This is a genomic window from Pseudomonas psychrophila HA-4, from assembly GCF_000282975.1.
In the GTDB taxonomy this organism is placed as follows: Bacteria; Pseudomonadota; Gammaproteobacteria; order Pseudomonadales; family Pseudomonadaceae; genus Aquipseudomonas; species Aquipseudomonas psychrophila_A.
On record NZ_ALJC01000109.1, the window covers coordinates 1 to 24592 of the forward strand.

Annotated in this window: 23 protein-coding genes and 1 tRNA gene; 5 read left to right on the top strand and 19 right to left on the bottom strand. The window is 53.4% G+C overall.

All coding sequences use genetic code 11. The features are described from left to right. Window positions 1-49: 49 nt before the first annotated feature. Complete coding sequence (locus B347_RS0117955; RefSeq protein ID WP_019411080.1) at window positions 50-376, bottom strand: Arc family DNA-binding protein; 327 nt, start codon at window positions 374-376, stop codon at window positions 50-52. A 363-nt stretch (window positions 377-739) separates the two neighbouring features. On the opposite strand from B347_RS0117955, the gene phnN reads away from it, so the two are divergent. Continuing rightward, window positions 740-1324: a phosphonate metabolism protein/1,5-bisphosphokinase (PRPP-forming) PhnN gene (gene phnN, locus B347_RS0117965; protein WP_019411082.1), complete on the top strand. Its 585-nt coding sequence runs from the start codon at window positions 740-742 to the stop codon at window positions 1322-1324. Here phnN and B347_RS26735 read toward each other — a convergent pair. The 4 genes from B347_RS26735 to B347_RS0117985 all read right to left on the bottom strand — a co-directional run bounded on the left by B347_RS26735 (window position 1316) and on the right by B347_RS0117985 (window position 4346). Then, window positions 1316-1492 (bottom strand): PA3371 family protein, encoded by a 177-nt coding sequence (locus tag B347_RS26735; RefSeq protein WP_019411083.1) that lies wholly within the window; start codon window positions 1490-1492, stop codon window positions 1316-1318. The two genes, phnN and B347_RS26735, sit on opposite strands and share 9 nt — an antisense overlap. Window positions 1493-1508: 16 nt before the next feature. Continuing rightward, entirely contained in the window at window positions 1509-1742 is a 234-nt protein-coding gene (locus tag B347_RS0117975) for a hypothetical protein (protein WP_019411084.1), read from the bottom strand. A 277-nt stretch (window positions 1743-2019) separates the two neighbouring features. After that, window positions 2020-2748, bottom strand: a complete 729-nt coding sequence (locus B347_RS0117980) for an aspartate/glutamate racemase family protein (RefSeq protein ID WP_019411085.1) — start codon at window positions 2746-2748, stop codon at window positions 2020-2022. Window positions 2749-2807: 59 nt separating this feature from the next. Next, complete coding sequence (locus tag B347_RS0117985) at window positions 2808-4346, bottom strand: NCS1 family nucleobase:cation symporter-1 (protein WP_026014269.1); 1539 nt, start codon at window positions 4344-4346, stop codon at window positions 2808-2810. Window positions 4347-5068: 722 nt separating this feature from the next. Between B347_RS0117985 and B347_RS0117990 the strand changes: the two genes are divergently transcribed. Continuing rightward, window positions 5069-5145 (top strand) — tRNA-Arg (locus B347_RS0117990). 136 nt (window positions 5146-5281) lie between these two features. Here B347_RS0117990 and B347_RS0117995 read toward each other — a convergent pair. The 8 genes from B347_RS0117995 to B347_RS0118035 form a co-directional block, all read right to left on the bottom strand. Further along, window positions 5282-5524 (bottom strand): hypothetical protein, encoded by a 243-nt coding sequence (locus B347_RS0117995; RefSeq protein WP_019411087.1) that lies wholly within the window; start codon window positions 5522-5524, stop codon window positions 5282-5284. Continuing rightward, window positions 5521-8400: a phage tail tape measure protein gene (locus tag B347_RS0118000; protein WP_019411088.1), complete on the bottom strand. Its 2880-nt coding sequence runs from the start codon at window positions 8398-8400 to the stop codon at window positions 5521-5523. Before B347_RS0118000 ends, B347_RS0117995 begins: the two co-directional genes overlap by 4 nt. A 192-nt stretch (window positions 8401-8592) precedes the next feature. Further along, window positions 8593-9723 carry a phage major capsid protein gene (locus tag B347_RS0118005; protein WP_019411089.1) on the bottom strand — a complete coding sequence of 377 codons (1131 nt, stop codon included), beginning with the start codon at window positions 9721-9723 and terminating at the stop codon, window positions 8593-8595. 259 nt (window positions 9724-9982) lie between these two features. Next, the gene (locus B347_RS26615) at window positions 9983-10135 is read right to left on the bottom strand and encodes a hypothetical protein (RefSeq protein WP_019411090.1); all 153 of its coding nucleotides are present in this window, start codon (window positions 10133-10135) and stop codon (window positions 9983-9985) included. Then, window positions 10135-10416, bottom strand: a complete 282-nt coding sequence (locus tag B347_RS0118015) for a hypothetical protein (protein ID WP_019411091.1) — start codon at window positions 10414-10416, stop codon at window positions 10135-10137. The genes B347_RS26615 and B347_RS0118015 overlap by 1 nt, the downstream gene beginning before the upstream one ends. Window positions 10417-10650: 234 nt before the next feature. Further along, entirely contained in the window at window positions 10651-10896 is a 246-nt protein-coding gene (locus tag B347_RS0118020) for a hypothetical protein (protein ID WP_019411092.1), read from the bottom strand. 1146 nt (window positions 10897-12042) lie between these two features. After that, window positions 12043-12354 (bottom strand): hypothetical protein, encoded by a 312-nt coding sequence (locus B347_RS0118030; protein WP_019411094.1) that lies wholly within the window; start codon window positions 12352-12354, stop codon window positions 12043-12045. Continuing rightward, window positions 12351-12563, bottom strand: a complete 213-nt coding sequence (locus B347_RS0118035) for a hypothetical protein (protein WP_019411095.1) — start codon at window positions 12561-12563, stop codon at window positions 12351-12353. Before B347_RS0118035 ends, B347_RS0118030 begins: the two co-directional genes overlap by 4 nt. Window positions 12564-12932: 369 nt before the next feature. Between B347_RS0118035 and B347_RS0118045 the strand changes: the two genes are divergently transcribed. Beyond that, complete coding sequence (locus B347_RS0118045; RefSeq protein WP_033387940.1) at window positions 12933-13508, top strand: hypothetical protein; 576 nt, start codon at window positions 12933-12935, stop codon at window positions 13506-13508. Window positions 13509-13510: 2 nt separating this feature from the next. On the opposite strand, the gene B347_RS0118050 is transcribed toward B347_RS0118045, so the two are convergent. Then, window positions 13511-14725 (bottom strand): site-specific integrase, encoded by a 1215-nt coding sequence (locus B347_RS0118050; RefSeq protein WP_019411098.1) that lies wholly within the window; start codon window positions 14723-14725, stop codon window positions 13511-13513. A 675-nt stretch (window positions 14726-15400) separates the two neighbouring features. On the opposite strand from B347_RS0118050, the gene B347_RS0118055 reads away from it, so the two are divergent. After that, entirely contained in the window at window positions 15401-16447 is a 1047-nt protein-coding gene (locus tag B347_RS0118055) for an alpha/beta hydrolase family protein (RefSeq protein WP_019411099.1), read from the top strand. Window positions 16448-16591: 144 nt separating this feature from the next. Further along, window positions 16592-17242 (top strand): SMI1/KNR4 family protein, encoded by a 651-nt coding sequence (locus B347_RS0118060; RefSeq protein WP_019411100.1) that lies wholly within the window; start codon window positions 16592-16594, stop codon window positions 17240-17242. 175 nt (window positions 17243-17417) lie between these two features. Here B347_RS0118060 and B347_RS0118065 read toward each other — a convergent pair whose 3' ends face one another. The 5 genes from B347_RS0118065 to B347_RS0118085 form a co-directional block, all read right to left on the bottom strand. Further along, window positions 17418-18713, bottom strand: a complete 1296-nt coding sequence (locus B347_RS0118065; RefSeq protein ID WP_019411101.1) for a CobW family GTP-binding protein — start codon at window positions 18711-18713, stop codon at window positions 17418-17420. 106 nt (window positions 18714-18819) lie between these two features. Further along, window positions 18820-19692: a hypothetical protein gene (locus tag B347_RS0118070; RefSeq protein ID WP_019411102.1), complete on the bottom strand. Its 873-nt coding sequence runs from the start codon at window positions 19690-19692 to the stop codon at window positions 18820-18822. Further along, the gene (locus tag B347_RS0118075; RefSeq protein ID WP_019411103.1) at window positions 19689-21965 is read right to left on the bottom strand and encodes a hydantoinase B/oxoprolinase family protein; all 2277 of its coding nucleotides are present in this window, start codon (window positions 21963-21965) and stop codon (window positions 19689-19691) included. The genes B347_RS0118070 and B347_RS0118075 overlap by 4 nt, the downstream gene beginning before the upstream one ends. Before the next feature lie 37 nt (window positions 21966-22002). Beyond that, the gene (locus B347_RS0118080) at window positions 22003-24150 is read right to left on the bottom strand and encodes a hydantoinase/oxoprolinase family protein (protein ID WP_019411104.1); all 2148 of its coding nucleotides are present in this window, start codon (window positions 24148-24150) and stop codon (window positions 22003-22005) included. A gap of 40 nt (window positions 24151-24190) precedes the next feature. Next, a complete protein-coding gene (locus B347_RS0118085) occupies window positions 24191-24592 on the bottom strand; it encodes an acetone carboxylase subunit gamma (protein ID WP_019411105.1) in 402 nt (133 codons plus the stop codon).

Below are 24592 nucleotides of genomic sequence, written 5' to 3' on the forward strand. Positions count from 1 at the left end.
TTTTTAGACTGAAACAGGTGTAAACCTATTTCAGGACTAGACATTTAAATCAAGAGGCGTCGGATGTTACTTCAACATCGTGAGCAATAAGAGAAACCAGAGCGTTTTGTTGGCGGTGTGAGAGCTGGCGGAAGCGTTGCAGCAATTCGCGTTCGTTCAGTGAAAGCTCAGGGCTGTCTAGGCGCATGGTGAGTTCTTCACCCAGCGCGCCTTCTTGTATGAGGCTTTGTTCCAGTCGAGCAATGATTTCTGAGTTCATGCTGCGATGATGATTGCGAGCCACTTCGGCAATGCGTTCGCGCATTCCGTCTGGCAGGCGTACGACGAACTTGTCAGCCGTACGGCTTGAGTAAATTGCCTGTTTCAATGGGCGCATTATAGTCAACCGGTTAGTTCAGGGGAGCGGTTCTCGGAAATTGGCCGCAAGATGTGGTTTAAGACCAGCCTTGTGACCAAATGTTCAACCTGAATTGCGAAGAGGCGCGCATCATGCCTCAAATCTGCCACTTCCCTGGCGTCAATTCTGTGACAAATATTGAACCGGATAAAGGCTATACGCCAGCATCGATTGTCAAAAATGTGCATCAGCCTGCGTAGTTTACAGGGTATCTACTGTTCGAGAAGGAACGGTTATGTGTAAAGGCCATCATTGAGTGCCTTGAATGCTTATTAGCACATCTTTTATCTGATATTTGCCCTTGCGGTGAGTTTGTTTTTTGCATTCCGGGAGATCCACAGAGTGCCAGGCAAGTTGATCTATTTGATGGGGCCATCAGGTTCAGGCAAAGACAGCCTGATCGAAGCGGTACGCCCTCATCTGGGGGGGCGCCGGTGTGAGGTCATGCGCCGAGTTATCACCCGCTCTGCCGAAGCGGTGGGTGAAGATGCCGTGGGCGTGTCTCGCGAGGCCTTTGAGTCGCTCAAGGCACAAGGTGCCTTTGCCTTGGACTGGCAAGCCAATGGCCTTGCGTACGGTATTACGGTGCAGCTCGATGATTGGCTCAAGGCCGGGCGTAATGTACTGGTTAACGGCTCAAGAGGTCACCTGAATCAAGCGCGCGAACGTTACCCAGATTTGTTGGCGATCATGTTGCGTGTGGATACTCACGTATTGCAGCAGCGCTTGCAGGCGCGTGGGCGAGAAACTCCAGTCGAGGTCCGCGCGAGGCTTGCGCGCAATGAACTGTTTCTTGATTCAGTCGATGCGTTGCGTGCAGAGGGGGTGCAGATGCTCGATAACTCGGCCGCATTGGCGATAGGCGTGCAAGGCTTTCTAGCGCTAATCGATGCAGGTGCCGGTGCTGTGGTTGCAGCCTCAGCGTAACTGCGGGTCAAACTTGATTCGGCGGCCAAGCACCAAGGCAATCAGCCAGCCTGTGAACAACACCGCTGCCGCAATCAACGGTGCGTTACCGAACTCGCCTTGAGTGAACACATCAAGGGCTAGGCTCAGTAAAGCCATCATCAGCAAAACGAAAGCAATTTTCGGCATGTCATTCAGACTCTCTTTAAAAGACCCAGTGATCGCCCTGAGTGCTATCGCTGGCAGTGGCAGTGCGCTCGGCCGGTATAACCCTGCTGGCGCGAGTCATGACTGCCAGCTGTGGCAGTGGCTTTAAGGGTTTGGCGTATGTGCTGGCGACCTCAACACTCTGTTCGGCGGTGACGGGCTCAGAGAGATAGTGAAAGCCTGCCAAAACCGCGAGGGCGAGAGCATTCAACAGTAAAAGTGTGCTGTTCATCGCAGTCGCCCCTGTTGAGTTATTAAGTTCATACGGTAAATAGAGCAGGCATCGTGCCAGTTCTTTTAAAGTAAAAAACTATATAAATCAATAACTTAAGTAGTTGATGCGGGGTTTTTTTCTTGCAAATTGCAATGATGGCTTTTTGGCTTAGTGCAAAATGCACGATGCTGGAAAACCCAGGCGGGTAGGGCAGTCAATAGCCCTGTCGGAGGAGGTGCCGCAGGCTGCGGCCTTTACTGTTTAAAAGATCGCAACCTGCGGGAAATAGAACAGACTACCGCGCAAACTTGGCTGCCCAGCCGCTAATTGCCTTGGGCCGTGGCGTTGCATACGTACGCACCTTGGATGTCGACAACCCTAGGCGCACCAACGACTCAGCAATGGTCACTGCGGCGCTGACGCCATCAATCACCGGCACCCCGGTGCGCTGACGAATCTGCTCATCGAGTCCGGCCATTCCGCCGCACCCCAGGCAAATCACTTCAGCCCGGTCCTCACTCACTGCCAGCTCGGCTTGCCGCACAATGGCCTCAAGCGCACGTTGGGGTGACGCTTCCAGTTCCAGCACCGCCAGACCACTGGCCCGCACCGACGCGCAGCGATCCCATAACCCCGACAGCCGCAGGCGGTCCTCGATCAGCGGCACGGTGCGATCCAATGTCGTCACCACCGAATACGAACGCCCCAAAAACATCGCGGTGCTTGCCGCCGCATCAGTGATGTCCACCACGGGTACGTTTAGCAGCTCTTGCAAACCCTCGCGCCCATGCTCGCCGTAGCCGGCCTGAATCACCGCATCGAACGGCTGGTCGTAGGACATGACCTTATCCATCACCGCGATAGCGGCCAAATAACTCTCAAAATTACCTTCAACCGAATCAGCCCCGAAGTCGGGCGTCAGCCCAATAATTTCGGTGCCGGGCGCGGCGGCGGCCTGCGCTTGTCGAGCAATGGCCTGGGTGATGCTGTCAGTTGTATTGACGTTGACCACAAGAATTCGCATGCAAGCTCCTAAAGCAATAAGACAGTAATGCGGCCCGGCTTAGGCAGGCCGCCGGGAAATCAGTGGCTCACGTTATCGACGGCAATCGACTCGCCGCTGACGCTGGCGTAATACGCCTGGCGCTTGGCGAAAATCAGGTACAGCAGTGCCGCGATACCCGCACCAATCAGCCACGAAAACGGTGAGATAGCATGAAAGCCCGGCACCAGCGCCAGAACAATTGCGATCAGCGCTGCGGGAATAAACGCCGCAACAGCGCGCAAATTGACTCCGCGCGAGTAGAAATAAGCGCCATTAGGGTCTTCGCTATACAGTGCCGGCACATCGATCTGGCCTTTTCGCACAAACCAGTAATCAACCATGATTACCCCGAACAGCGGGCCTAGCAGGGCACCCAAGCCGGACAGGAAATACACAATCACCAGCGGGCTGTTATAGAGATTCCACGGCAAAATCAGCACCGCAATAGTTGCACTGATCAGCCCAGCTCGGCGGAACGTAAGGTGCTTGGGCGCTAAATTACTCAGCACAAAGGCCGGAGCGACGAAGTTGGCCATGATGTTCACCGCCACCGTCACAATTAGAAACGCCAGACACCCGAGTACTAAAAAGAAGGTGTTCGGAATGGAGGCAATGATCTGTGTTGGGCTTTCGATAATCTGCCCGTTGATTTGAAACTGCGCCCCGCACAGCAGGACCGTTATCCCAGCGAACACCAGAATATTCACCGGCAAACCCCAGAAATTGCCGATCTTGATTGTTTTGCAGCACGGCGAGGAGCGGGAAAAGTCGCTGAAATTCAGAATCAGCGTGCCATAAATTGCCAGCCACAACGCGCCACCGGCAAACACATTGCGCCACACTTCGGCTGTGCTCAAAGGCTCGCGATTAGACCAAGCAATCGTGCCGTTAGCCTGAAAGTACATCCATGCAGCAAGACTGATCACAGTCAGCAAAATCACCGGCCCGGCGAATCCTTCATAGCGTCGAACCATTTCCATGCCATATGCAAGAATCGCCAACTGCAGGAACCAGATCGCCACAAAACTTACCCAGCCCAGACTTGAAAGACCCAGTATTGAGTCATGGTCATGCGCCGCAAAGCCGGGATGGACGGCGATCAACAACACGCGCAGAACCACCGAAGCCAGATACGTTTGAATCCCGAACCAAGCAATCGCGATAACCGCGCGTATCAATGCCGGAATCTGCGCTCCGTGAATGCCGAAACTGATACGGCTGATCACCGGGAACGGCACACCGGTTCGCTGGCCCATATAGCCGGACAGATTCATGAAAATAAACACCAGCGCAGCCCCGATCCCAAGCGACAGCAGAATCTGCCAACCATTGAGCCCCAGCGCATACAAGCCCATGGCAAACGAATAATTGGCGATGTTGTGCACGTCGTTGGTCCACAGCGCAAAAATGCTGTAGCGGCCCCATCGTCGACCTTCGGTCTTAGTCGGTGCTAAATCATTGTTGTGCAGGCGAGGGCTGAGACCCAGCGCCGTTGGAGAGCCGTCCACCAGTGATTGGGGAGAGGCAACAGAAGAAGGTAAATCCAGAGCCATAGTGCTGGAGAGTCTTGTACGCATGCTGGGCAAGCTCCTGACGCCGGGCCCGCGTGATGACTGTTCATGAGCATGTGCTCGACAAATCTTCGTCACGACAGGCCGGAATCACTGGTTATGAAATCCGCGGCACGCCTGCATTTAGGGTGCAGGCTACGAAACAATCTGTACCTAGTTTTTTATGGTTTTGTATACAAGTGTCGCGTTCTAGATAGCGATATTCATGCCAGCCAAAAGATCTTAAGCCGTGCGCGTATTTGTGGGCGTGCTCTATTTTTGTTAACAGACTGAAAAATAAAACTTTTTTATGGGTGTGATAAAAAATGAAATTTACTTCGCGACCAACACACCCGAATGGGTGAGAAATGTGCGGTTCTGGATTACTGTTACTTTTTGATGCACAGAACCGGAGGCGCACAAAAAAGCGCACCGTTATGTGACAACTTGTATACGACTTTTGTCGTTAGAAGGAACAACGCTTAAGCGCTGCCGAAGGGTGCGACCCTGAGGTTTGTAGCTAATGCCGAGTCATAAGCCAGATCGTCCACATCGCTGGCAAGCCGGGCTCGCGCAAGGGCTGTATAGCTCCACTGAAAAATGGCACTCCCAGACTCACAACAGCGCCAACCTGTAGCGCTTGCCCTGACACGTAAAAAGCCCACGGACGACATGACAAACAAAGGCATGCCCGTTACCATGCACGCCGTCCTCTGCGTCACGCCACCAGCGTGTGGCGTACACAGTTTGTCTCAGTAGCTCAATTGGATAGAGCATCCCCCTCCTAAGGGGAAGGTTGCAGGTTCGAACCCCGCCTGGGACACCATATAAATCAAGGCTTTTACGCACTTCTTTACACAAGTCAGAATTGGCGTACCAGCAGCGTACCAGCATCAGCACAAAAAAAGGCCCCGCACTGAATCAATCAGGAGGGGCCTTTTTTTACTTGTAGTCGGGCGAGATTATCGGACCTTAATCAATCTTAACCTGGTCTCACCCTTAACCTTGCGAGCAAGCAAGTTTGCATCTTCTGGAGTTGCGGGAAAGAATTCGGCCTTGCCACCAATTGGCATACGCATTACCACTCGGGTTCCTGAGGCCGTGTGGAATTCAACGTCAAGTGCCTCGCTCATATCGTTGGTAATCTTCCAGTGTGTGCCGTCACTGTTAACATCGATAATATCTAGATGTACATCATCGCTCATCGAGGGGTCCTCCGCAGTCCGTAGCCACTTGTAAGCGCCCGGGTGATTTCCCCATTGCCTCTGGCAAGATCTCCGGCGATCGCGCGTTTGGTTTCTTTAATCAGGACTCTCAGTTGGTCGCCTTCCTGGCGCGTCTCAACTTGGGCGCCTACATAGTTGTGAATGGAAATGTTGTTCCCGCCCGCGCCGCCTTTTTGAGCGACCTGATCAAGGGTGCGGTCCAGCTTTGCACTGGTCTCAGCGGTTGTAACTCGTTCACCCTTTTGGAGGTACCACGTACCGTCCTCGGGAATAGAATCAATGCCATCGTGCGCCATACCAGCAACCGAACTGATCATGCTCATAAAGTTGCCAGCCGAACCCATTGCAGACGCGGCAGCAGCAGGCGCTGCAAGAGGGCCGACTAATGGAATGGCCGCGGTCGACGTAAAGGCGTTGAGCGCAGCCATAGCCACCTGTGCCGTTCCCCACTGAATCAGCATTCGCAACACTGAACTAGCTGCGGTTGCGGTCAGATCAGAGAAAGACAACTTACCAGTGGTTACGAAGTTGTATAGCGCGTCGTTCATCCCTGAGAACGCTTCAGTGAACAGAGTCTTGGTCTGACCGGAAATGTCTCGACTTTGATCCAGATAGTTGTTCCAAGCATCACCCATGCCGTCCATCCAGTTGCCCTGGGCGGCGTCAAGTTGGTTGTAATAGTCCTGTTGCAACACCATCCGCTCGGCAAGCGCTTCGCTGAGCATTTCAGTTTCTTTGTCGTACAGTTTCTGGCTGATGTCGCCTGCGTTGAGCTGCTTGAACAGTTCGGAGGACTGTTTTGCATAGTCCTGCTGGATTTCAAGATCAGCCTTGAGACGCTCTTTGAGCCGATCTCCTGAACCCGTCCCGGAAAGCTCCATCTCGAAACCCTGGCGCACAATGGTGTTGCTGTCTTTGAGGTTCGCGGAAAAAGCAGCCAGCTTTATGTCGTTTTCGTTTTGCTTCTGAAGCTTGATCTTGGCGTCCAGTTCTGCGGCTAGGCCTTTCAAAACCTTTTGCCGGTCAGCGCTGACGCCCTTCAACTTGCCCGATTCAAGCTCAAAAGCGAGCTTGGCCACCTCACTGGCTTTGTTTTGCTTGCCAGTCGTTTCATCAATCAGCTCAATCTGCCGGCGGTAATTTTCCTCGGCATCGACGCCGCGTTTTTTCAGAGCCTCGGCAGCTGACTTGGCTGAAGCCTTAGCGGCGTCATCGGCCTTTTTGGTAGCTTCCGCCGCCTTGATGGCCGCATCTGCACGCTTTTGATCAGCGATAAGCAGTTCGCCCTCGCCTTCCTTCAGACCCTCAACTAGCCCGGCCTTGATTCTGGCTGCCAACTTGTCAGCTTCGGTTCTTTTTCCTGCCAATAAGATCTGCTCTTGGATCTTCTTGGACATCTCTGTGTAGACTTTTGAGGCAGGAAGTTCTTCGGGGGCTGCCAAAATTCCGTTTAGCTGCTTGATCTGACCGAAGAACGCTTCAACTTTTTGTCTTGCGGTATCCAGAAGCCCCGCCTGCGTAATCAGTCCTTGATTCCACTCTTGAACCCTCGAATCGTCAGGATGCTCTTTAAGTAATCGCTGGAATTGATTTACTGCTGTCTCCGCATCAACTGCGGCAAGCTGGGCATCAATGAGCCCGCTGTTTATATCCTGCAGAGCGGATCTTGCTTGGTTTTTCGTAAACCCATCGAAAGACTTATTAAGCCAGTCAACTTTATCGGCGAGAGCCTCCGTACTGTCTTTCGCATCATCGCTTTTAAGCATGAAGTAGCCGATCGCAGCGGCAGCGGCAACCGCTACCCCGACAGGCCCGCCCAAAAGGGCCATAGCTGCAGACGCGCCTCTAGCGGCAACCCCCATTGTCGTAATTGCAGCAGTCGCGGCAGCGGATGAGCCAGACAATCTAAGCGTTGCCGCTTGAGCGGCTATCGCCTGGGCCTCCAAAAGCAAAAACTTTGAAGACGCAGCCACAGTTGCAGCGGCCAATTTTCCCGCCAAGACTGCCGCCAGAACAACAGCAGCATTGCCTAACGCCTCAACTGCAGTTTTGGCCGCGGGCGACGAAAGGGTTTTGTTTAGCGCTTCGACGGCATTTCTAGCCGTGTCTAGGCTTCCATCACCTGTCAACAGGGAGGATATGGTGTTCTGTAGGGCATCAAGCGAACCGCCAAAAGTCTCACGAGCCGCCTTTGCGGCACCGCCATAAGACTCTTCCAAGGCTTGGAGGATGATCCCCTGGGCCCCGGCAACATCGCCGGTAGACTCCATGGCCAATGCCATTTTCTTTTGCTCTTCCGTAAACCGGAAACCCTGTTTACTCAGAGACGTTAAGCCTTGAGATGGCACATCCAGCGCGCGACCAATCGTCTCTGCCGCAGCTTTTACTGTGACGCCAGTCCGGGTGGCCATATCGGCAGCGGACTGCAACGCACGATTAAACTGATTTCCCACCACGCCCGTGAAGGCAAGCAGTGTGGTTTGAGCTTGGTTGATATCACCGCCAGAAAAAGTTGTAGCCTTCTCCAGCGCCCCCGCCAGCGAGTTCAATTGATCCCGGTTAAATCCTGCAGACTCACCGGTAGACCTTAGCACCGCCCCGAGCTGGGCCTGTTCCTGCTCCGCGTTCCTGGTCTCAGTAATGAATCTCCCGAAAAGACTGCCAACTGAAAGAGCGCCCACCACCCCGGCCGCGACTCCAGCTAGAGCGCTCCAGGCCTGAGATGCTTCCTTTGCAGCGTCTGTCATTTCCCGCGATGTTTTTTTTGCAGCTTTACCAGCCTGATCCATCGGCGCTGTAAACCCACCAATCTTTGCAATCAAGTCAAGTGTCAGTGTGCCTAATGAGCCTGCCATGACTGAACCTCCGCTTTTTTGAGGTATCCCCCTGCTGATATCCGGTCATGAGTTAACGTAAAAGTTAACGCATTAGTTAACGGATATTGTTAAAGGGGAAAAAATCTACGAATGCGGGAGGGTGAGGTTTCCGAGCAAAAGAGGGCTGAGCTTTTGCCTCCCCCCTTCCCGCTATAGCTCGCTGATTCTCTGTTACGCCGCCTTGACCTTCAGCAGCTTGATGCACTGGCTGTTCACCACGTCACCACCAACGCGTTCAGTCGTATAGAAGTTGACGTAAGGCTTGCTGGTGTACGGATCACGCAACAGTCGGCGCGCAGTGCGACGGACGATGTAGTAGCCGCGCATGAAGTTGCCGAATAGAACAGGGTAAGCACCTGGTGCAATGTCTGGGGCGTTCTCGTCGATCTCCACCGGATAGCCCAGCAGCGTGTCTGGGTCGCCTTCGGTCACCGCATCACGCCAGATGTAACGACCATCGGCGTCCTTGATCTTGCTCAGCACCAGGGCGGTGGTGTCGTTCATGATCCAGGCAGCGCCGGTGCGGTACTTGGCGCGCAGTGATGCTTTCAGGTTCTTCAGATCGTCGAAGGTGATGGCGGCGGCACCGGTCTCCACGAACTGGAGGCTGCCGAATGCGCGCTCGCTGTCTGGTTCGGCAGTGATGGTCTTGGACAAGATGCCCTTTGGCTTGTTGACGCCATTGCCAGTGAACAGAGCGGTGGCCAACTGATCAGAGAACTCCTCGCCCACTTCAGTGGTGATGAACCCCTCGGCGTCGAACATGGCGTCATCGATCATGCCCTGGGTCAGCTTGGGGTTGGCGTACAGCTCTCCCACATGAATCTCGATGCTGGCCAGCTTGGGTGTGCCAGTCTCCGGGCGTTCGTCAGTCTCACCAACCCAGCCCGAGGTGGTGCCGCGCAGGTTGGTGATCTTCTTGTAGCTCGGGCCGGTAGTGGTCACTGTGCGGGCCAGGCGCAAGATGGCCGAGGCTTCCAGTTCCAGGTTCTCGACCTCGCGGTCTAGGTACTCAGGAACAGCGAAACCACCGTCAGGGTCGGAGCCCGTAGACATGGACTTACCTTGCAGCTCAATTAGCCCGCTGTCGTCGCCGGACTTGATGTACGCGCCCAAGGCAGCTTTGCCCTTTGTGTTGGTGGCATTGTCATTGCCTGCACCACCTGGGCGCTTGAGATGGGTCAGCGACAGCAATTCCTTCTCGATCAGATCGTAGCGCTCCTCATGGTTCGCTTTGAACTGGTCAAATTTGGTGCCGATTTCTTCGGCCAATTCTTCTACGTCTTTCTTATCAACAGCCATGGTTGTATCCCTTTTCGAAATTGATGGGTGCTTGACGTACCGGTGCTGGTGTTGGCATCTCGCCGCCTGCGTGCCGGTGATTCGCGACCTCTCGCCGCTGCACATCCGTCGAAAAGGGGTTTAGGCCACAACGTCCCGCTGACACCCCAATGGCCTGGCTCGATTTTTCTGCGGCGACTCGAACCAATGTCGTTATTCCTGGGCGTGCTGCGTACTGGTAATCACCCGGTGCGGGCCAGCAAACAGCTTTTGGACGGCCTTAGCGCCCCGCAATCACTCCCGCACCACCGTTGTTCTCAAGCGTTTTGTACGCCCCGGCAAGGCGCTTGGCCTCGCTCAAACTGAAACCCCTTGAGCGCAAAAACTTCTCGTAGTCACGCACCGATTTGATGGAGTCGCGGGGGCTGCTCATTACTGGTTTTCCGGTAGTTGCTTGGAGCTAGGGTCATTTGCCCGGATGGTGGCGCGGATCTGGTCGCCTGGGTCATTTGCATCCCCCACCCAGCCGCTGGCAGATAGTGAAGGGGGCGTTTTCAGCAGATCGTCAAGGCGGGCTAAGCCCAGGATTGCAGCCATCGCCATAACGTCACCGCCGTCAGCGGCATCGCGGATTTTCTTCAGGTATGCACGCTGGTCTGCCTTGGAGGGCATCAGGTTCTTGCCTTCGCGGCCTACGGTCAATTTCTCTTTCATGGGTTTGATTCCTTCGTTGGTGCGAGTATCAAAGCACACGACATGCACAGGCGTAAACATAAATTATCGCTAAGTCTTCGATCAATCTCCGCTGAATATGTGGTTGGTTCTAGGTGTTGCCGTCCGGCTCCTGATTTTTTAATTTCGCGGGTGTGAAAAAACGATTGAGGGCGCGGTCTAGGTTGAGAAGGGCTCAAAGATTCAACCCTCCCCCCTTCCCGAGTGACATTTCGTTCAAGTTTTCTGTTGTTTTTCTGTTTTTCTGGTTTTTTTTGCATTCGCGGGCGGTAGCTGCATGTCGCGAGCGATATCGCTGACGGTGACGCCACGATCCAGGGCGCGCTGGGCGTCTCGAACCATCGAGTGGATTGCTTGATCCTCAAAGCGCGCTGCCATGATCGAAGCCTTGCAGGCAATCATTGCCGCCAGGTCCCGGGGGAATGGCTCATGCTTGGGGCGGCTGTAGTCTTCTTTATGCACTTGACCTCCTAAAAAGCATTCCACTGTGTAGGTAATTACACGGTGTGTTGAAAGCAACACAGTGGAGCGCTGCTGCTGTTGTTGGGGTTCTGCCGGTACCACTAGTTGGAGGGGCATTTGCTGCCGGGGGGCATGTCGTGCCGGGGTGCTACACGTGGTCGTGTTCGCCTTCTTTGATCCTCTCCTATGGTTGATTGCTGAGTAGGGCTACAGCCCTTGTGCTGCGGGGCCTGCAAGCAATTGTCTGAAACTCCAAATCTAACGCCTGTCTGCACAAGGCGGGGCTGTTTACGCTTTCGGTCTAGCACTGGTGCTCTAACGGTGCTCTAACGGTTAGCAAACCGTGCTTTAACAATGCCGCTTGTCACAATTGGCACGATCCCCCTTGGGCTTTATCTAGTGCACCAGTAGCAGGTGCCCGCGACTTGTATGTTATGTGCAGGCTACATCTGCTTTGCAGGCGAGTGGCTGCCAAGAAATGAAGGCTGGTATGGTATATATATATAAGGGTGTATTGATTCAATACAGGTCGAATCAATTTAGTGGTACTGAATCGATACTCATGCATCCTCTTATTGGATAAAACCAGACATAACTGGAATTTAGAGATTTCTATGTGTATTGATTCAATACCGCTATGTGTATTGAATCAATACAGGATCAACTTGATTCGATTAGGTCTCGTATAGTTTTTGGTGGTGTGCGGGTCGGCGCCACTTCAAGCTCTTTACCCGGGCATTCATCTATGGCATACCAAGAAAGCGCATATAGCGCGCATCTTGAGCCATGTCTAGAAAACAGGCTTGTACGGGTTTGAATTATCCACCCGTGCTTAAGAAGATCGCCAAGTGCCTTTTGCAGAATGTTAGGTGAGCTCACGCCCCATTCTTTAGCCATGGTTCGCGTAGCAGATAAATCACCGTTATTATTCCCGTTGTACTGCATGTGCAGCTCCATCAAGACACCTCGAGCAGTGAAGCTCAACGATCGATATGCTGTAGACTGACCCATAGCCCAAAGCATCATGGCGAAGGGCTTAGCCTTGGGCTTGAACCCCTTGTCTTTTCTTATCGCCATTCAGCAGCTCACAGTCAGGCATATAGGGGTAATTTGAAATCACCCCCTCTAGCCTGTTTCAAAGGATTGTCAGTCAGCGCCGCGCGTGCCAAACTCCGCTCCGACATTATCTTCCTGATGCGTGTCACGACCCTGGCAGCGTTCCCGCGCTGCTTGGGTCATCTCCTCAATATGCTCGCCTCGCTCAGACAGTTGGTCGCTTATCATCTGCAAACCGGCCATAAGCCCTGACAAATGAAAATTAGTCATAAAAGGCCTGCCCTCTTCGAAGTCCTTCTCAGTCAAATTGACTTCAATCAAGTCGGCGACTGTTTTTATAAATAGACCTGCGCCTTTAAGAAGCTCTGCGTCAACACAGGCTCTACCGGTAATTACTCTCATATTGGACACCCCTCAAAGAATTTAATGACTTGCTCTGCGCTCAAATCGAAGCGTAGGCCGGCTCTTACTAAGCACGTCTCTGCATCAACCACCTGAAAGCCGCCTCCAGCGTTCACAGGCAACCGCTTGGTGCTGCGAACTGCAATGCAGCCATGACTTGCCGCTAGCTCCATTGCTTGCGCCTCCAGGGCGCGCTGCTGCTTGCTCATCGGCACTGCTCCTTTGCGACTCGATTTATGTACGCCTCCAGGGTTTTCGCGAGGATCAGGCGACGGCGGCCGACCTTAAAGCTAGCGATATCACCGCGAGCCACGATTGCGTACATGGCAGACCGGGCTACGCCGATTGCAATTGCAGCGTTATCAATGCCTATGGCAAGCGGGGCGATTAGTTCTTGTGGGGCCTGCGGCTGTGTTTGAGACATAAGCTTCTCCTTCTGGCTGTTGGGTTGAATTGGCCAGATGGATGTACTGTATTTGGCGTATCATTACGTGTCAATACACGAATTGCACGTACTGCCATGCATTGACCTTTGGCATTCCTTCGGATAATTTGCGGCTATCCAGCTAGGAGGCCCCATGCCTAAAAAACCCGAACGCAGCCGTAGCCAAACGCTGTCACTACGAATGAAACCGTCGATGCGGTTTGCTTTAGAGCGCTCAAGTATTTTCTTTCGTCAGTCGATGACTGATGTAATTGAGCGAAGCGTTTCACTGGCGATACAGGCAGAGATTTTTGATTTGCCTGAGTGCGTCAGACCGCTCGAGAATGAAAAAACCATTACTCTCCAGCGTGTGATCAATCTAACCTGGAGTGATAATGAAATTATCCGGTTGCTACGCATGGGAATAGTAGCTCCCGCACTGCTTTCCACAGAAGAAGCTCATGTAGTTGTTGTGTTTTTCAATATTGTTCCTTTCAGTATTGGAGACAAGACAAAAGATAACTTTTGGGGCGCGAGTGATCCTTTTGAAGGAGTTCAGATGTCTGATTCTTATTATAAGAATTGGCCGCGATTTGATTTGGAGAAATGCGGAAAATATCTAGACTCAATCAAAGAGGCATCTGAGTTTTCAACTATTGATCTTGGTCTGGTTTTTCGTGGAGGGCTAGGCGATATAAGGCGTATAAAATCAATTCCCGCCCCTGTGTGATTTTAGCTTATCAGCTCCACTGCTGCCGCCTTAACATCAGGGGCTAAATGGGCATAGCGTAACGTCATTTTGATGTCGGTGTGACCCAACAAATCCCGTACGGTGTTAAGCGGAACCCCTGCCATTACAAGTCGTGACGCGAAATCGTGACGCATGTCGTGCCATCTGAAACCTACGACACAAGCATCTTTCAGTAATTTCAGCCATGCGCTTTTGACGTCTTCCATCCGGCCGCCTTCTAGGCCAGGGAATACAAAGTCTGACTTTCTACTTTGCTCTCTCCAAGCTTTCAGCGTGTTAAAGGCTTCAGCGTTCATAGGTATATGGCGAGTCTCAGAGGTTTTTGCAGTGTTACCGCCTATTGTTATTGTTTTGGTCTGGAAATTCACCATTGTCCAGGTCAAACCGAATAGTTCCCCACGCCGCATCCCAGTATTGAGAGACACCATAACCATCGGTTTTAAATGGTCAGTGAATGCCAGTTTTTTTAGATCTGGGAAAAGCTTTTTATTTCGTTCTGCGCGCCACTGATTTGCACTATCGCGCTCAAGACAGGCGCGATGCTCTCTAACTTCAAGTGCGTTTCTGAGATTTTTAGATTCCTCTTTTGACAGATACCTGACCAGCCCCTTGCTATCAACTTTCAGAGGTTTGATTTTGGTCAGTGGCGAGGAGGGAAGGTATTCCCAATCAACGGCGCGCGAGAACACGCCACTGATAGCGCCCATCTTGCGATTGACGGTCGAAGGCTTATTCCCAATGGTCAGCCAGGAGGTTCGCAGCTTTTCCAGATCGCGGCCCGTGATTGCGTCCATGCGCTGATCCATGATTGAAGCGAAATTAGCTTCCAGGGTTTGTGTTGTTTTCTCATACCCCTTGTTGTGGGCCTTGAACCAGCCGAGATAGGCGTCATTAAGGAACTGGCGCAAGGTAGGGGTGGCAGCGCCTTGGCGCTCGCGCGTGACTGCCAAGGGTTCGCCGTGCTCATGCGCGTCCGCCAGGTAGCGTGCAGCCTCCGATCTCGCCTGAGCTAACGTGAGGGTTCCTACGCGACCCAGGGAGCGCTCACGGTTGCGCGCCCACGAAACCATGTAAGTCATGTGCCCGCTTGGCTGCACTCTAATAAACAGACCGGGCTGATCGGTATCGAATACCCGGAAGTGTTTCTCTTGAGGAGTCAGGCTGTTGATGAGCTTCTGAGTGATCTTGGCTTTCATATTCGTACCAGCAGTGTACCAGCAGAAAATACAATACCAGTGAGTTTAACCGGATACAACCATACGCTAAGTGCCTGATATACAAGGTAACTGTATGATTATTAAAGATTAATTTACACCCTCCTAAGGGGAAGGTTGCAGGTTCGAACCCCGCCTGGGACACCATATATTTCAAGCCTTCACGACTATTGATCCTGTAGTCGCTTATCTCGTTCCAGCATGAGAGTTTTGTGAGGCTGAACACTAAAGTGGTTTGGTTGTGAGGTTCAGGCAGCCTTCTCGCTCAGATCGTTTATCCCCTTGCCCCTGTCCAACGACTAGAACTGCGCCCGCAGCTAGCGTCTAAACACACTCGGTTCAGTGCTGCGTAAACTTGCGTTCTGTCAGCGTTGTTTAACGGGGCTTCTTTGATCAAGAGCCAGGTCAAGATCAAAAGATCGCGAGGCAAGCTCCTACAGTTTGAACTGCCCCGTACCTAGCCTTAAATTCAGTTGGCCCCCGCTACTCTTGATGCGCCGAGCAGTTACGCAGCCGAAAATTGGGGTTAGCGTGACCGGCGAGAACGCTCCCGTCCTTGTGGAAAGCATTACAGTCACGAACCATACGCTCTGCTTTGTCTGGCGATGACGATGTGCACCAGTTGGCCGGAGTTCATGAAACGAAAAGGAAGTGACTATGCGTAAAGTAGCCTGGACGAAGCGTAATCGCGGATGGTTGATTTCCGTCGTTTTCCTCGCCCTAGTAATCGCTTTTGTTGTTCTATCCCGTCTTGACACTTATGGTCTGGATCGCAGAGTCAGTGAGCCTTTTGCATTCGAAGCCAATGGACTGCTCCTGGCGGGTACGCTCTGGCTTCCTGATCAAGCTGCAACTGCGGCAGTCGTTCTCGTTCACGGAGATGGCCCGCAAGATCGCACATCGCAGCAGGGTTACGATGCACTTATCAATGCTCTTCTTGATGCAGGGATTGCAGTTGTATCGTGGGATAAACCGGGCATTGGGGACTCGCAGGGGAATTGGCTCAATCAGTCGATGGCCGACCGCTCTGTTAACGTTCGCAGCGCGATTTCTATCCTGCGCAGCAAGTTACAAGGGATCCCTGTCGGTGCTCTGGGATTTTCGCAAGCCGGTTGGGTGCTGCCCCGTCTTACGCCGAACTGTGCGGACTTTATTGTACTTGTCGGAGGCGCCGTATCTTGGCAACAGCAAGGAGACTATTACACCAAGACGCGGTTGCAGCGTGCAGGGATGTCTCAGCCTGATATCGAACACGTGATGGCGCAGATGGCTGCAACTGACGAACGTTTGTTTGCCTTTTCGCAAGTCCCTGCAGCGGACCTTCTGGGCGATATGAGCCCCGAGCGGTGGGCTTTTGTGCGACGAAATCTTCACGAAGATGCAACCCATGATTTGAAAGAACTCCAGATTCCGGTGCTTGCGTTATGGGGGGCGGACGATCTGAATGTAAATCCTGAGGTTAATGCAGATATTTACCGAGAGGCTGTAGGGGGCAACCATCCCGCTAACCGGATTGAAGTCATTCCGGATGCAAGTCATGGACTCCTGCGGTCGGTTCCCTACAACACACAACTAACCCGTGAATGGTCCTGGCTAACCACGCTGAGATTCTTGATGGAAGGTCGCCATGCTTACGCCCTTGGTGCCCTTGAAACGATAACCGAGTGGGTTCATGCCAGAGCAGGCGTAACTGAGGCACGCTAACAAGCATATGCGCTACTCAATGTTTAAGGCATGGCAACCAACGTTCAAGGTGATGGTCGGAGTGTATGAGCGCAGGCTTGAGCCTGGCTTTTACAACACCTCAATCTAGACTGGCGTGCACTTTTGCATGATTGGAAATGCTTAATGAAGACAGTGATGGAACGGCTGGAAAAATGGCTAGAGGCCTATCTTCCTGAAATACGTCAGGATTTGGCTCCGGGCTGTTCGGATGCTGCAATCGATGAGTTCGAAAGCCTTGTTGGCAGGCCTTTTCCTGAAAGCTTGAAGCAGCTCTATAGGTTGCACGATGGGCAACACGGTGCTGCGAATTCAGGGCCCTTTTATGGACTTACTTTTTTGTCGCTGGCAGCGGCCAAGACACATTGGGCGTCTTGGAAAGACATCATTGAGGAGTGGTCGCCCGAAGAAATGACCGAGGCGAGCGCATTCTGCACTTCAGGAAACCCCGGCGCTGTCCAGGCGCTCTACGCCAACAGATACTGGATACCCTTCGCCTTTGACTACGGTGGCAATCATCTCGGTGTTGATTTGGACCCAGGGGAGCGCGGAACCGTGGGGCAAATCATTAATTTTGGCAGTGACGAAGAAGATAAATATGTTGTAGGCAGGTCCGTTGATACGTTTATGGAGTGGCTGGTCGATCAACTCGAACGTGGAAACTTCGCGATTAGGGAAGAGGATGACGGTTGGCGAAGTTTGAATATCAAGGAGCCTGAGACGCTTCATTTTCTGGACGCGGTTCCGATTCTGTTTGGGACACAATCGGCCAAGTAGAGAGAGAAAAGGGGACGAATGAACGCTTCTGGCCGATTGTTGCCAATCACGAGGGGCAACAATCGGTCAACTGCAGACACTGACGCAGCCATCTGCGAAACAAACAGCCCAATAGTGAGAGGGCTTACGCCACTATTAACACCTGAAAAAATAAAGAAGAAGTTGAACTAGGTCGTTACTTGAGGTGTGTTGACTGTATGTACCATCCGCTATGCTCCAATTTACACTCGCTCATGATTGGAACGCGTTGGGAAAACCAGCAGCGAGTCGGAATGGTTAAATCCGCAGAACTTTTTATTATTGCTGATCGATCCCCCGGTAAATTAGATAAGTCATCACACAGGGACTCTATTTGATCTTTATCTAATCCACGGGTAATAAATACAAGTCGGCTATGCCCGTCTATGAATTCACCCTCTGTAGGCCAAGCGGGCAACCTTACGAGCGGATAAGCAACGCCTTGTACACACTGCACGACCAGTGGCCGGGAATCGTCAGCGGCTAACATTAAGCCTTTCACCCGCAACAGGTGTTTGCAGTATTTACGCAGTATGTTTCCCATCACCAGTGAGAATCCGAACCATGGAACTTCCTGTGTGAAGCGAACTACAAAACTTTGAGTTTCACTGGTGTGGTGCCCACTGGCGTTAGAGGGTCGAGGAGGCTGTCTGCTGAGGTCATTTTGCTTTGTAATAGCTTTGTTATCGTTGCTGACTAATTTAAGGCCTACTTTTCCTTCCTGCGTGAGTTGAGTGCCTGACAACCAGCCTGCGATGCTGATTTTTTGCTGGTGCGCGTGCCCATACACACCGTTACCCACTAACAGGTTGAGAGGGGCTTGGCCTCTGCGTATGAGTGTTTGTTCAGCATGGGTATTGAGTTGTGAAAGGCTGGCTTGCAATTGTTCCACGGCTTGGGTGCCTGCCAGGTCGCACTTGGTTATCAATAGCCGATCTGCCGATAAAATCTGTCGCGTCATTTCAGAGTAGTGATCAAGTTGATCTTGTCCATGAGTTGCAGAAACCGTTGTGATAACGCCATCGCACCGGTAACGGGCGCTTACAAAGGCATCTTCCATCAAGGTGTAAAGGACTGGTAATGGGTCGGCCAAGCCGGTTGTTTCGATAATGACGCGGGTGATAGGGGCAATGTCCTGGCGGGCACTTCGCTCGGATAAGGATTTGAGAGCGCCAATCAGATCCCCTTGTGTGCGGCAGCACAGACAGCCGGAGTCCAGCAGCACAATCTGATCATTGATATGACCCACCAAGTGATGGTCTATTCCGACATCGCCAAACTCGTTGACCAGCAGCGCCATGCCCGACATGCCAGGTTGGCTGGCCCAGTGGTTCAAAAGTGTAGTCTTGCCCGAACCGAGAAAGCCGGTCAGCACAGTGACAGGAATGCGGTCTACTGGGGCTTTTTGGCGGGCGTCTTGGGTGGGGGGGAATTCGGGCGTCGAGGTCTTCATGGGTAGGAAGTCTCCAAGATTCTTTTTTTTGTTATAGATGGACGTCCCTACGAACACGATACGGCCGTGTTCGTAGGGAGCATCACATGACGTTGAATCAAGTTACTCAGGCGCGTCTGCGCAGTAACTCCAGGGTTTCCAAGACAGTCTCGGGGTGAAGCACGGGGTTGACTGATGCAAAGTAAAACTCGCCATCGCTCAGAGGGCCCGGAACGCTATGAGTGAACTCTGCGCTGATATCCCTGCCTCGGGACAACGATCCAGTGTTAGCGCCTGCCTCTGTAATCACGGTGTCGAACTCCTCCAGCCCGCTATCAGGTACCGAGGTGCCGGGCGGCAAGCGCAGGCCAAGCGACCAACCATAGTGCCGCACCACGTTGATGACCGAGCTGTAGCGCTGCACGTCGGCGGTGCTGAAGGCTGAATCACCTGCGGCTTCCTCCAATAACACACCACTCACAGGGGTGGTGGACACCGACCGCAGCAAATCGGCCAGGTACATGCTGGCGTCCTCAACCATGTCGGCATCCGGTGTTTCATCAGGTTGATTGGCCAACCGATTGGCTTGGCGCAGCCAATGCCGTGGGGAAGGCATGGCAATCACCAGCGGCACCCGTCCCCGCAGTTGAGAGTCCACCGCGCCGATGACTTCAGCGAGCAGTGCCTTGGGCTCCTCCTCGGCTAACAAGGCACGCAACGCTGTCGTCGGACGGCGCCGCTTGGGCAGGCGGCTTTCTAATTCACCATTACGGGCTATCCATGAATCGAATAGCTCGCCAACCTCCAAGACTGCGACATCCGTTTTAAGCAGACCATGGGCCTGGGAAAACCAGGCGAGAAAACTCGCCGAGTTCGTCCAGACATCGGCGTCTGCGCTGCCTTGCAGCAGACGCCGGGTATAGGCTGAGGATTTAAGCCATATGCGGATGGCTCCGTTGCCTGCCGGTACAGGCAAATGCTCGGCAAAGGGTGTACTCATCTTTTTTCATCCATTAACGCTCCTGCCGCCGCAAGCCGGTTTTCCAGTTCTTCGATACGTACATCTTTGGGATGACGCATGTAGTTCGGCATGGATTCATTGGCATGGCGGGTTTTGTCCGGAGTGCCCATGTAGAGTGTTTCGGTGTCGTCACCCCAGCAACCGAAGAAGGGAAGATGAGCAGGCGGCTTTGGTTTGTTCCAGGACTTGATGAACTCCGCGTATGGGATGCCACGGGAGAGTCGGTCTTTGCGTTCGTTGTCGCGCAGCGTCCGCGTTGCTTGATGGTCGACAATGAGGGTGTCGGGAGCAATCTTCACCTTGTACAAACGCTCGGCCACGGCATGTGAGATCAGTTCTTCTTCTAGGTCTTTAACGATCAACGCCGGGTCGCGTTCCAGCAAGTCGCCGTAACCCGCGCCGGCCCCTTGAGAAATCATGAACAGCTCACCGCGATTGGAAATCTCAAACCCCATGCCCATGTGATGGGTGGTGTAAGTAGCGCCATCAAATGACTGATCGTTCATGATCTCCTCGATGGAATGCTTGAATTTTCCCGGTTCATTGAGCAGCACATCGTAGACGTCCACGCCCTTGACCTTGGACAGCGGATAAGTGCCACAGGCATATCCCCCAAAGAGCCCTTGGAGCGGAGGAACCTTGGCACCTTGGGCGGTGGTCATAAAGCCCCATTCTTCACTGTCTTTGGTCGCCACAATCATGGTGTAGCCCTGACCGCCACGATATTTGCCTGGGGCGATAGCGTCGCGGGTCATTTTCTTGGAAACCAATTGCAGGAACGGCACGTCCTCTTCGTTCAGTTCTTGCTCGCCGATATCCGCCATGGTGGCGAAGATGGGCTGCAAGCCCGGCTCGCCATCCATGTCCACGCGCGCACCACCGCCCATGCCGTTGAGGTCAGCACACAGGTTGCCAAGCGTCTCGCCATGCTGACTGACCCCGCCCCAGATGAAGGTGTTGATCATGTTGAAGCTGGGTGCATGGACCTTGGTGTATTTTTCCGGGCAGCTATAGAGGAATTTGGCGACGGCATGCTGGCCGGCGGTAAACCCGGTGAATATGGACATCAAACTCTGCGAGTTGGGCGCGTTGTAAGACGAGTTGACGATAGAGAAGGGGTCGGTGATCACTTCGATAGGCGCAAAGGCCGCTTGCCCACGGGGCAGATCGGGCCAGATGTAGCACATGACCAACTGCGAGAGCATGCCCTTAAGTCCGGCGAGGACGGTGTTAGTCGGGCGGTTGGTAAATTCCGGTGCAGAGCCACGGAAGTCGAAGATAAGCCTGTCGCCCTTTTTGGTCAGTTGGCAGTTGATTTTGGCGATGCAGTTTTCACGCAGCGTGGAGTCTTGAACGATGAACGTGCGCACGGTCATGTCCGGCCATTCGCTGATACGACGTTTCACTTCGGTACGCACGTTTTCCATGGTCAAGCGCAGGGTGGCAATCAGGGCGTCGGGGCCATCGGTTTTGAGGACATCCTCAATGCGTTGCTTGATGCGCAGGCAGCCATAGAGTTTGACCTTCATGTCTTCGTACTGGAGCTTGGGCTCGCGTACCGAGTTTTGCAGGAACGTCAGCAAGTCGCGTTTGATCTGGTAGTTTTCCACCACCTTAAACGGGCTCATTTTCAGCCCTTCATCGCTCGGGCTTTCTGCCATAGACGGCATACCCCCGGGTTCGATCGCACCGTTTTCCCCTTCATGAACCGTGGCGGCTACCCAGCAAATCAGGTTTCCTTCGTGGAAAATCGGAAGGATCATGCTCTGGTCGGTGTTGTGTACATTGCCATAGCGTGAGTCGTTGTGAATGAAGCCATCGCCGTCGCGCACACCCACAGTCGGTTCGTTGATCCAGTTCTTGATGATGAATTTAATCGGATGGTGCACCAATGCTGAAAACAGCAGTACGCCGCCGGCACTGGCAATGGCTAGGTCCCCCGATGCTGAGTAGACGCCGGTGATGACATCACCCCATTTCGCACCGGGGGCGGCACCCATTTGTTCGACCATCTCGTAGCCTTCGTCACAACCCGATTGCAGGCGGTCACGAATCTTCGCAATGGTGTGAGCATCATTTTGCTTGTTGATGCTGATGTCTTCTTGTTCCGAACGCTCCATCAAGTCATGTTTGTTCATGATCTCTGGATCTGGGGCGAGGAACAGCGTCGTGTCTTCAAGGAATTTCTTGATCAGCGCAGCTTCTTCTGGACGGATAGCCTGGTCGGGTACCTTGATCGAAATATCGTTCATGTCTGGATCCTTTCTCTAGTCTTTTAAATTCAGTTGATCAATGGGTGGATTGATCGCGAAGAAACCAAGAGGCGTTTTGCAGGGCCGCGACGAAGCTCCATCCAGGGTTAACCAGAAAGGTGGTGACTTCAGAGGCCACAATGGCCGGCCCACGTATTTGCACGCCAGGATCAATGTCTGAACGATTCCAGACCGGTGTATCAAAGGCCTCCTTGTGGCCTGTGAAATAGCATTGGCGAGTAGAAGAGGGCGCTGGAGGTTGTTTGCGCTGCTCTAATGGCACGGGCTTGATGTTGCCAAACTGCACGGTCTCATGGCGCACAAAGGCCGCCACTCGAATCGTGTTAATGCGGATACCGGCTTCCGGGGCTTGTGAACCTTCTCCGAATCGGCTGCCGTAGTCAGTGGAAAACTGGGCGATGAGTGCCAATACATCGGCAGGGCCGTGAACTGAGTGCTGGGGAATGACAGCCGTTGTCTGGACTAACTGGTTGCCGTAGCGCATGTCCAGTTCCAGGTTGTGATGGATATCCGAGCGGTCGATGCCTTGGCGCAAGAGGTCTTGAGTACCGCGTTCCTTGAGCTCCGCCACGATGTCGTTGAATCGATCGTATTCGTCGAACAAGTGACGTGTGTTGGAGTCGTACAGCACCATGTACAAAGACTTTTCGTGGATGTGCAATTGGTGAATATTGCCCGCACCTACAGCGGAGAATACCGAGCTGAACGGTGGCGCAAGGATTTTGTCGATGTTGAGGTTCTGCGCAATGCTGCAGCAGTGCAACGGGCCGTTGCCCCCATAGGCCAACATGGTGAAGTCTTTGGGGTCGTAGCCTCGAGCACGCAGTTCCGTGAACAGGCCGTTAGCCATGTTGTCGTCGACTTTCTCGCGGATCAGCAAGGCAGCCTCGATCACATCACAGTCCAAATCTTCGCAGACGGTGTCTTCGATGGCCGTCATGGCCCGGCGCGCATTGAGTGGGATGGACCCTCCCGCGTAGTTTTCTGCATCGAGGTAGCCGAGTACCAGATCGGCGTCCGTTACCGTTGGCTTCAAACCGCCACGGTCGTAGCAGGCCGGGCCAGGGTCGGACCCTGCTGACTCGGGTCCGCATTTAACGGTGTTGTACATGCGGTCAAAGCTTGCGACCGAACCGCCGCCAGCCCCCAAGGTCACCAGATGCACCATGGGTACCGAGACCATCCAACGGTCTATCACGGGGTTGAAGTCGTAGTGCTTGATGCCCCCATCGACAACAATACCGATGTCGTAGCTAGTGCCCCCCATGTCAGTTGCAACGACATTTCCGAGCCCTGCCTGCATGGCCAGATGCTCCGAGGCGGCGATACCCGAGACCGGGCCGGAGTGAATCGTTTGCAATGCGTCAGTGGAGTTAAGCTGGGCCATGCCGCCCGAGTTATGAATCACCAACATCGGCTGTTCGTAGTGGTGCGTACGCAGGTTTTGCTCCAGCGTCGAGAGCGCATGGTACATCGTGGAGTGCAGATAGCCGTCGACGATGGCAGAGGCTGAACGCACGTATTCGCCCTTACGCCCCGATACCTGGTGCGACAGGATGATTGGAATAGCGCCCAGCAAATGAGAGGGGTATTGCTCTTGAAGAATCTCTTCGATGCGCTGCTCGTGTTCCGGGTTGACCACAGAATTGAGCAGTGAAACGACAATAATCTGCGCCCCTCGATTCACCAGTTCGCGAATCTGCAAGCGCACATTGTCTTCATCAAGGGCCATGACCACTTTGCCCTCGAAATCCAGCCGCTCGCGAACGCCTCTAATCATGTTAGGCAGCACCAGCGGATCAGGTCGACTGGCGTTGGGTATGTCGGTCTGACCGAGAATATCCAGCCCCTCGCCATAGCCGCGGCCACGGCTCAGCGGCACCGTTGCCTCATAGCCGCAGGTCACCAGCATGCCGATCTTGGGGCCTTTGTGCTCAATCAGGGCGTTAGTGCCCAAGGTGGTCGCATAGCGAACCGAGTCCACGCTCGAGAGCACGTCGGCCAATTCCAGGTTAAGCGTCTTGCAGCCTTTACCCAGTGCCTGATTGAAACCCAGTGCGAGGTTGTGATGGGTCGTCAGTGCTTTGGTTTCGATGTATTTACCGTCCCAAACCACGAAGCAATCGGTGAATGTCCCACCAATATCGACAGAAACTCGTCTCATATCATTTCCCTTTTTCTTGTAATGAGTGGAAGTGAATTGCTTAGTGTTTGTGGTCGTCAGCGCGCTGGATGACAGCAGGCCCGACACTGACTTCGAGCACTTCAGGACGGCTCGCCCACTGTGCGCGCAAGGCAGGCAGATCAGGCTGCATGTCATGCAGAGGCGGGTGGCCAGGAGGGACATACTCGGTTTCTACCTGGGTGCCGCAGTTGGCGCAGTAATACTCAAGAATGCGTACCCATTCCGGGTCTGGGCTGAAGGTGTAGCGATACTTTTCTGGTGCCAAGATAGGCGGGTGGATATCCCGTGGGTCACGGTCATATACCAACATGCCTTCCTTGTAGCCCTTGTGGGCTGTACCGATGACGTGGTTGCAAACCCGGCATTCCCATTGCTCGGCATCGAGGTCCAGACGCAGGTATTCGGTCATTAATACTTTCAT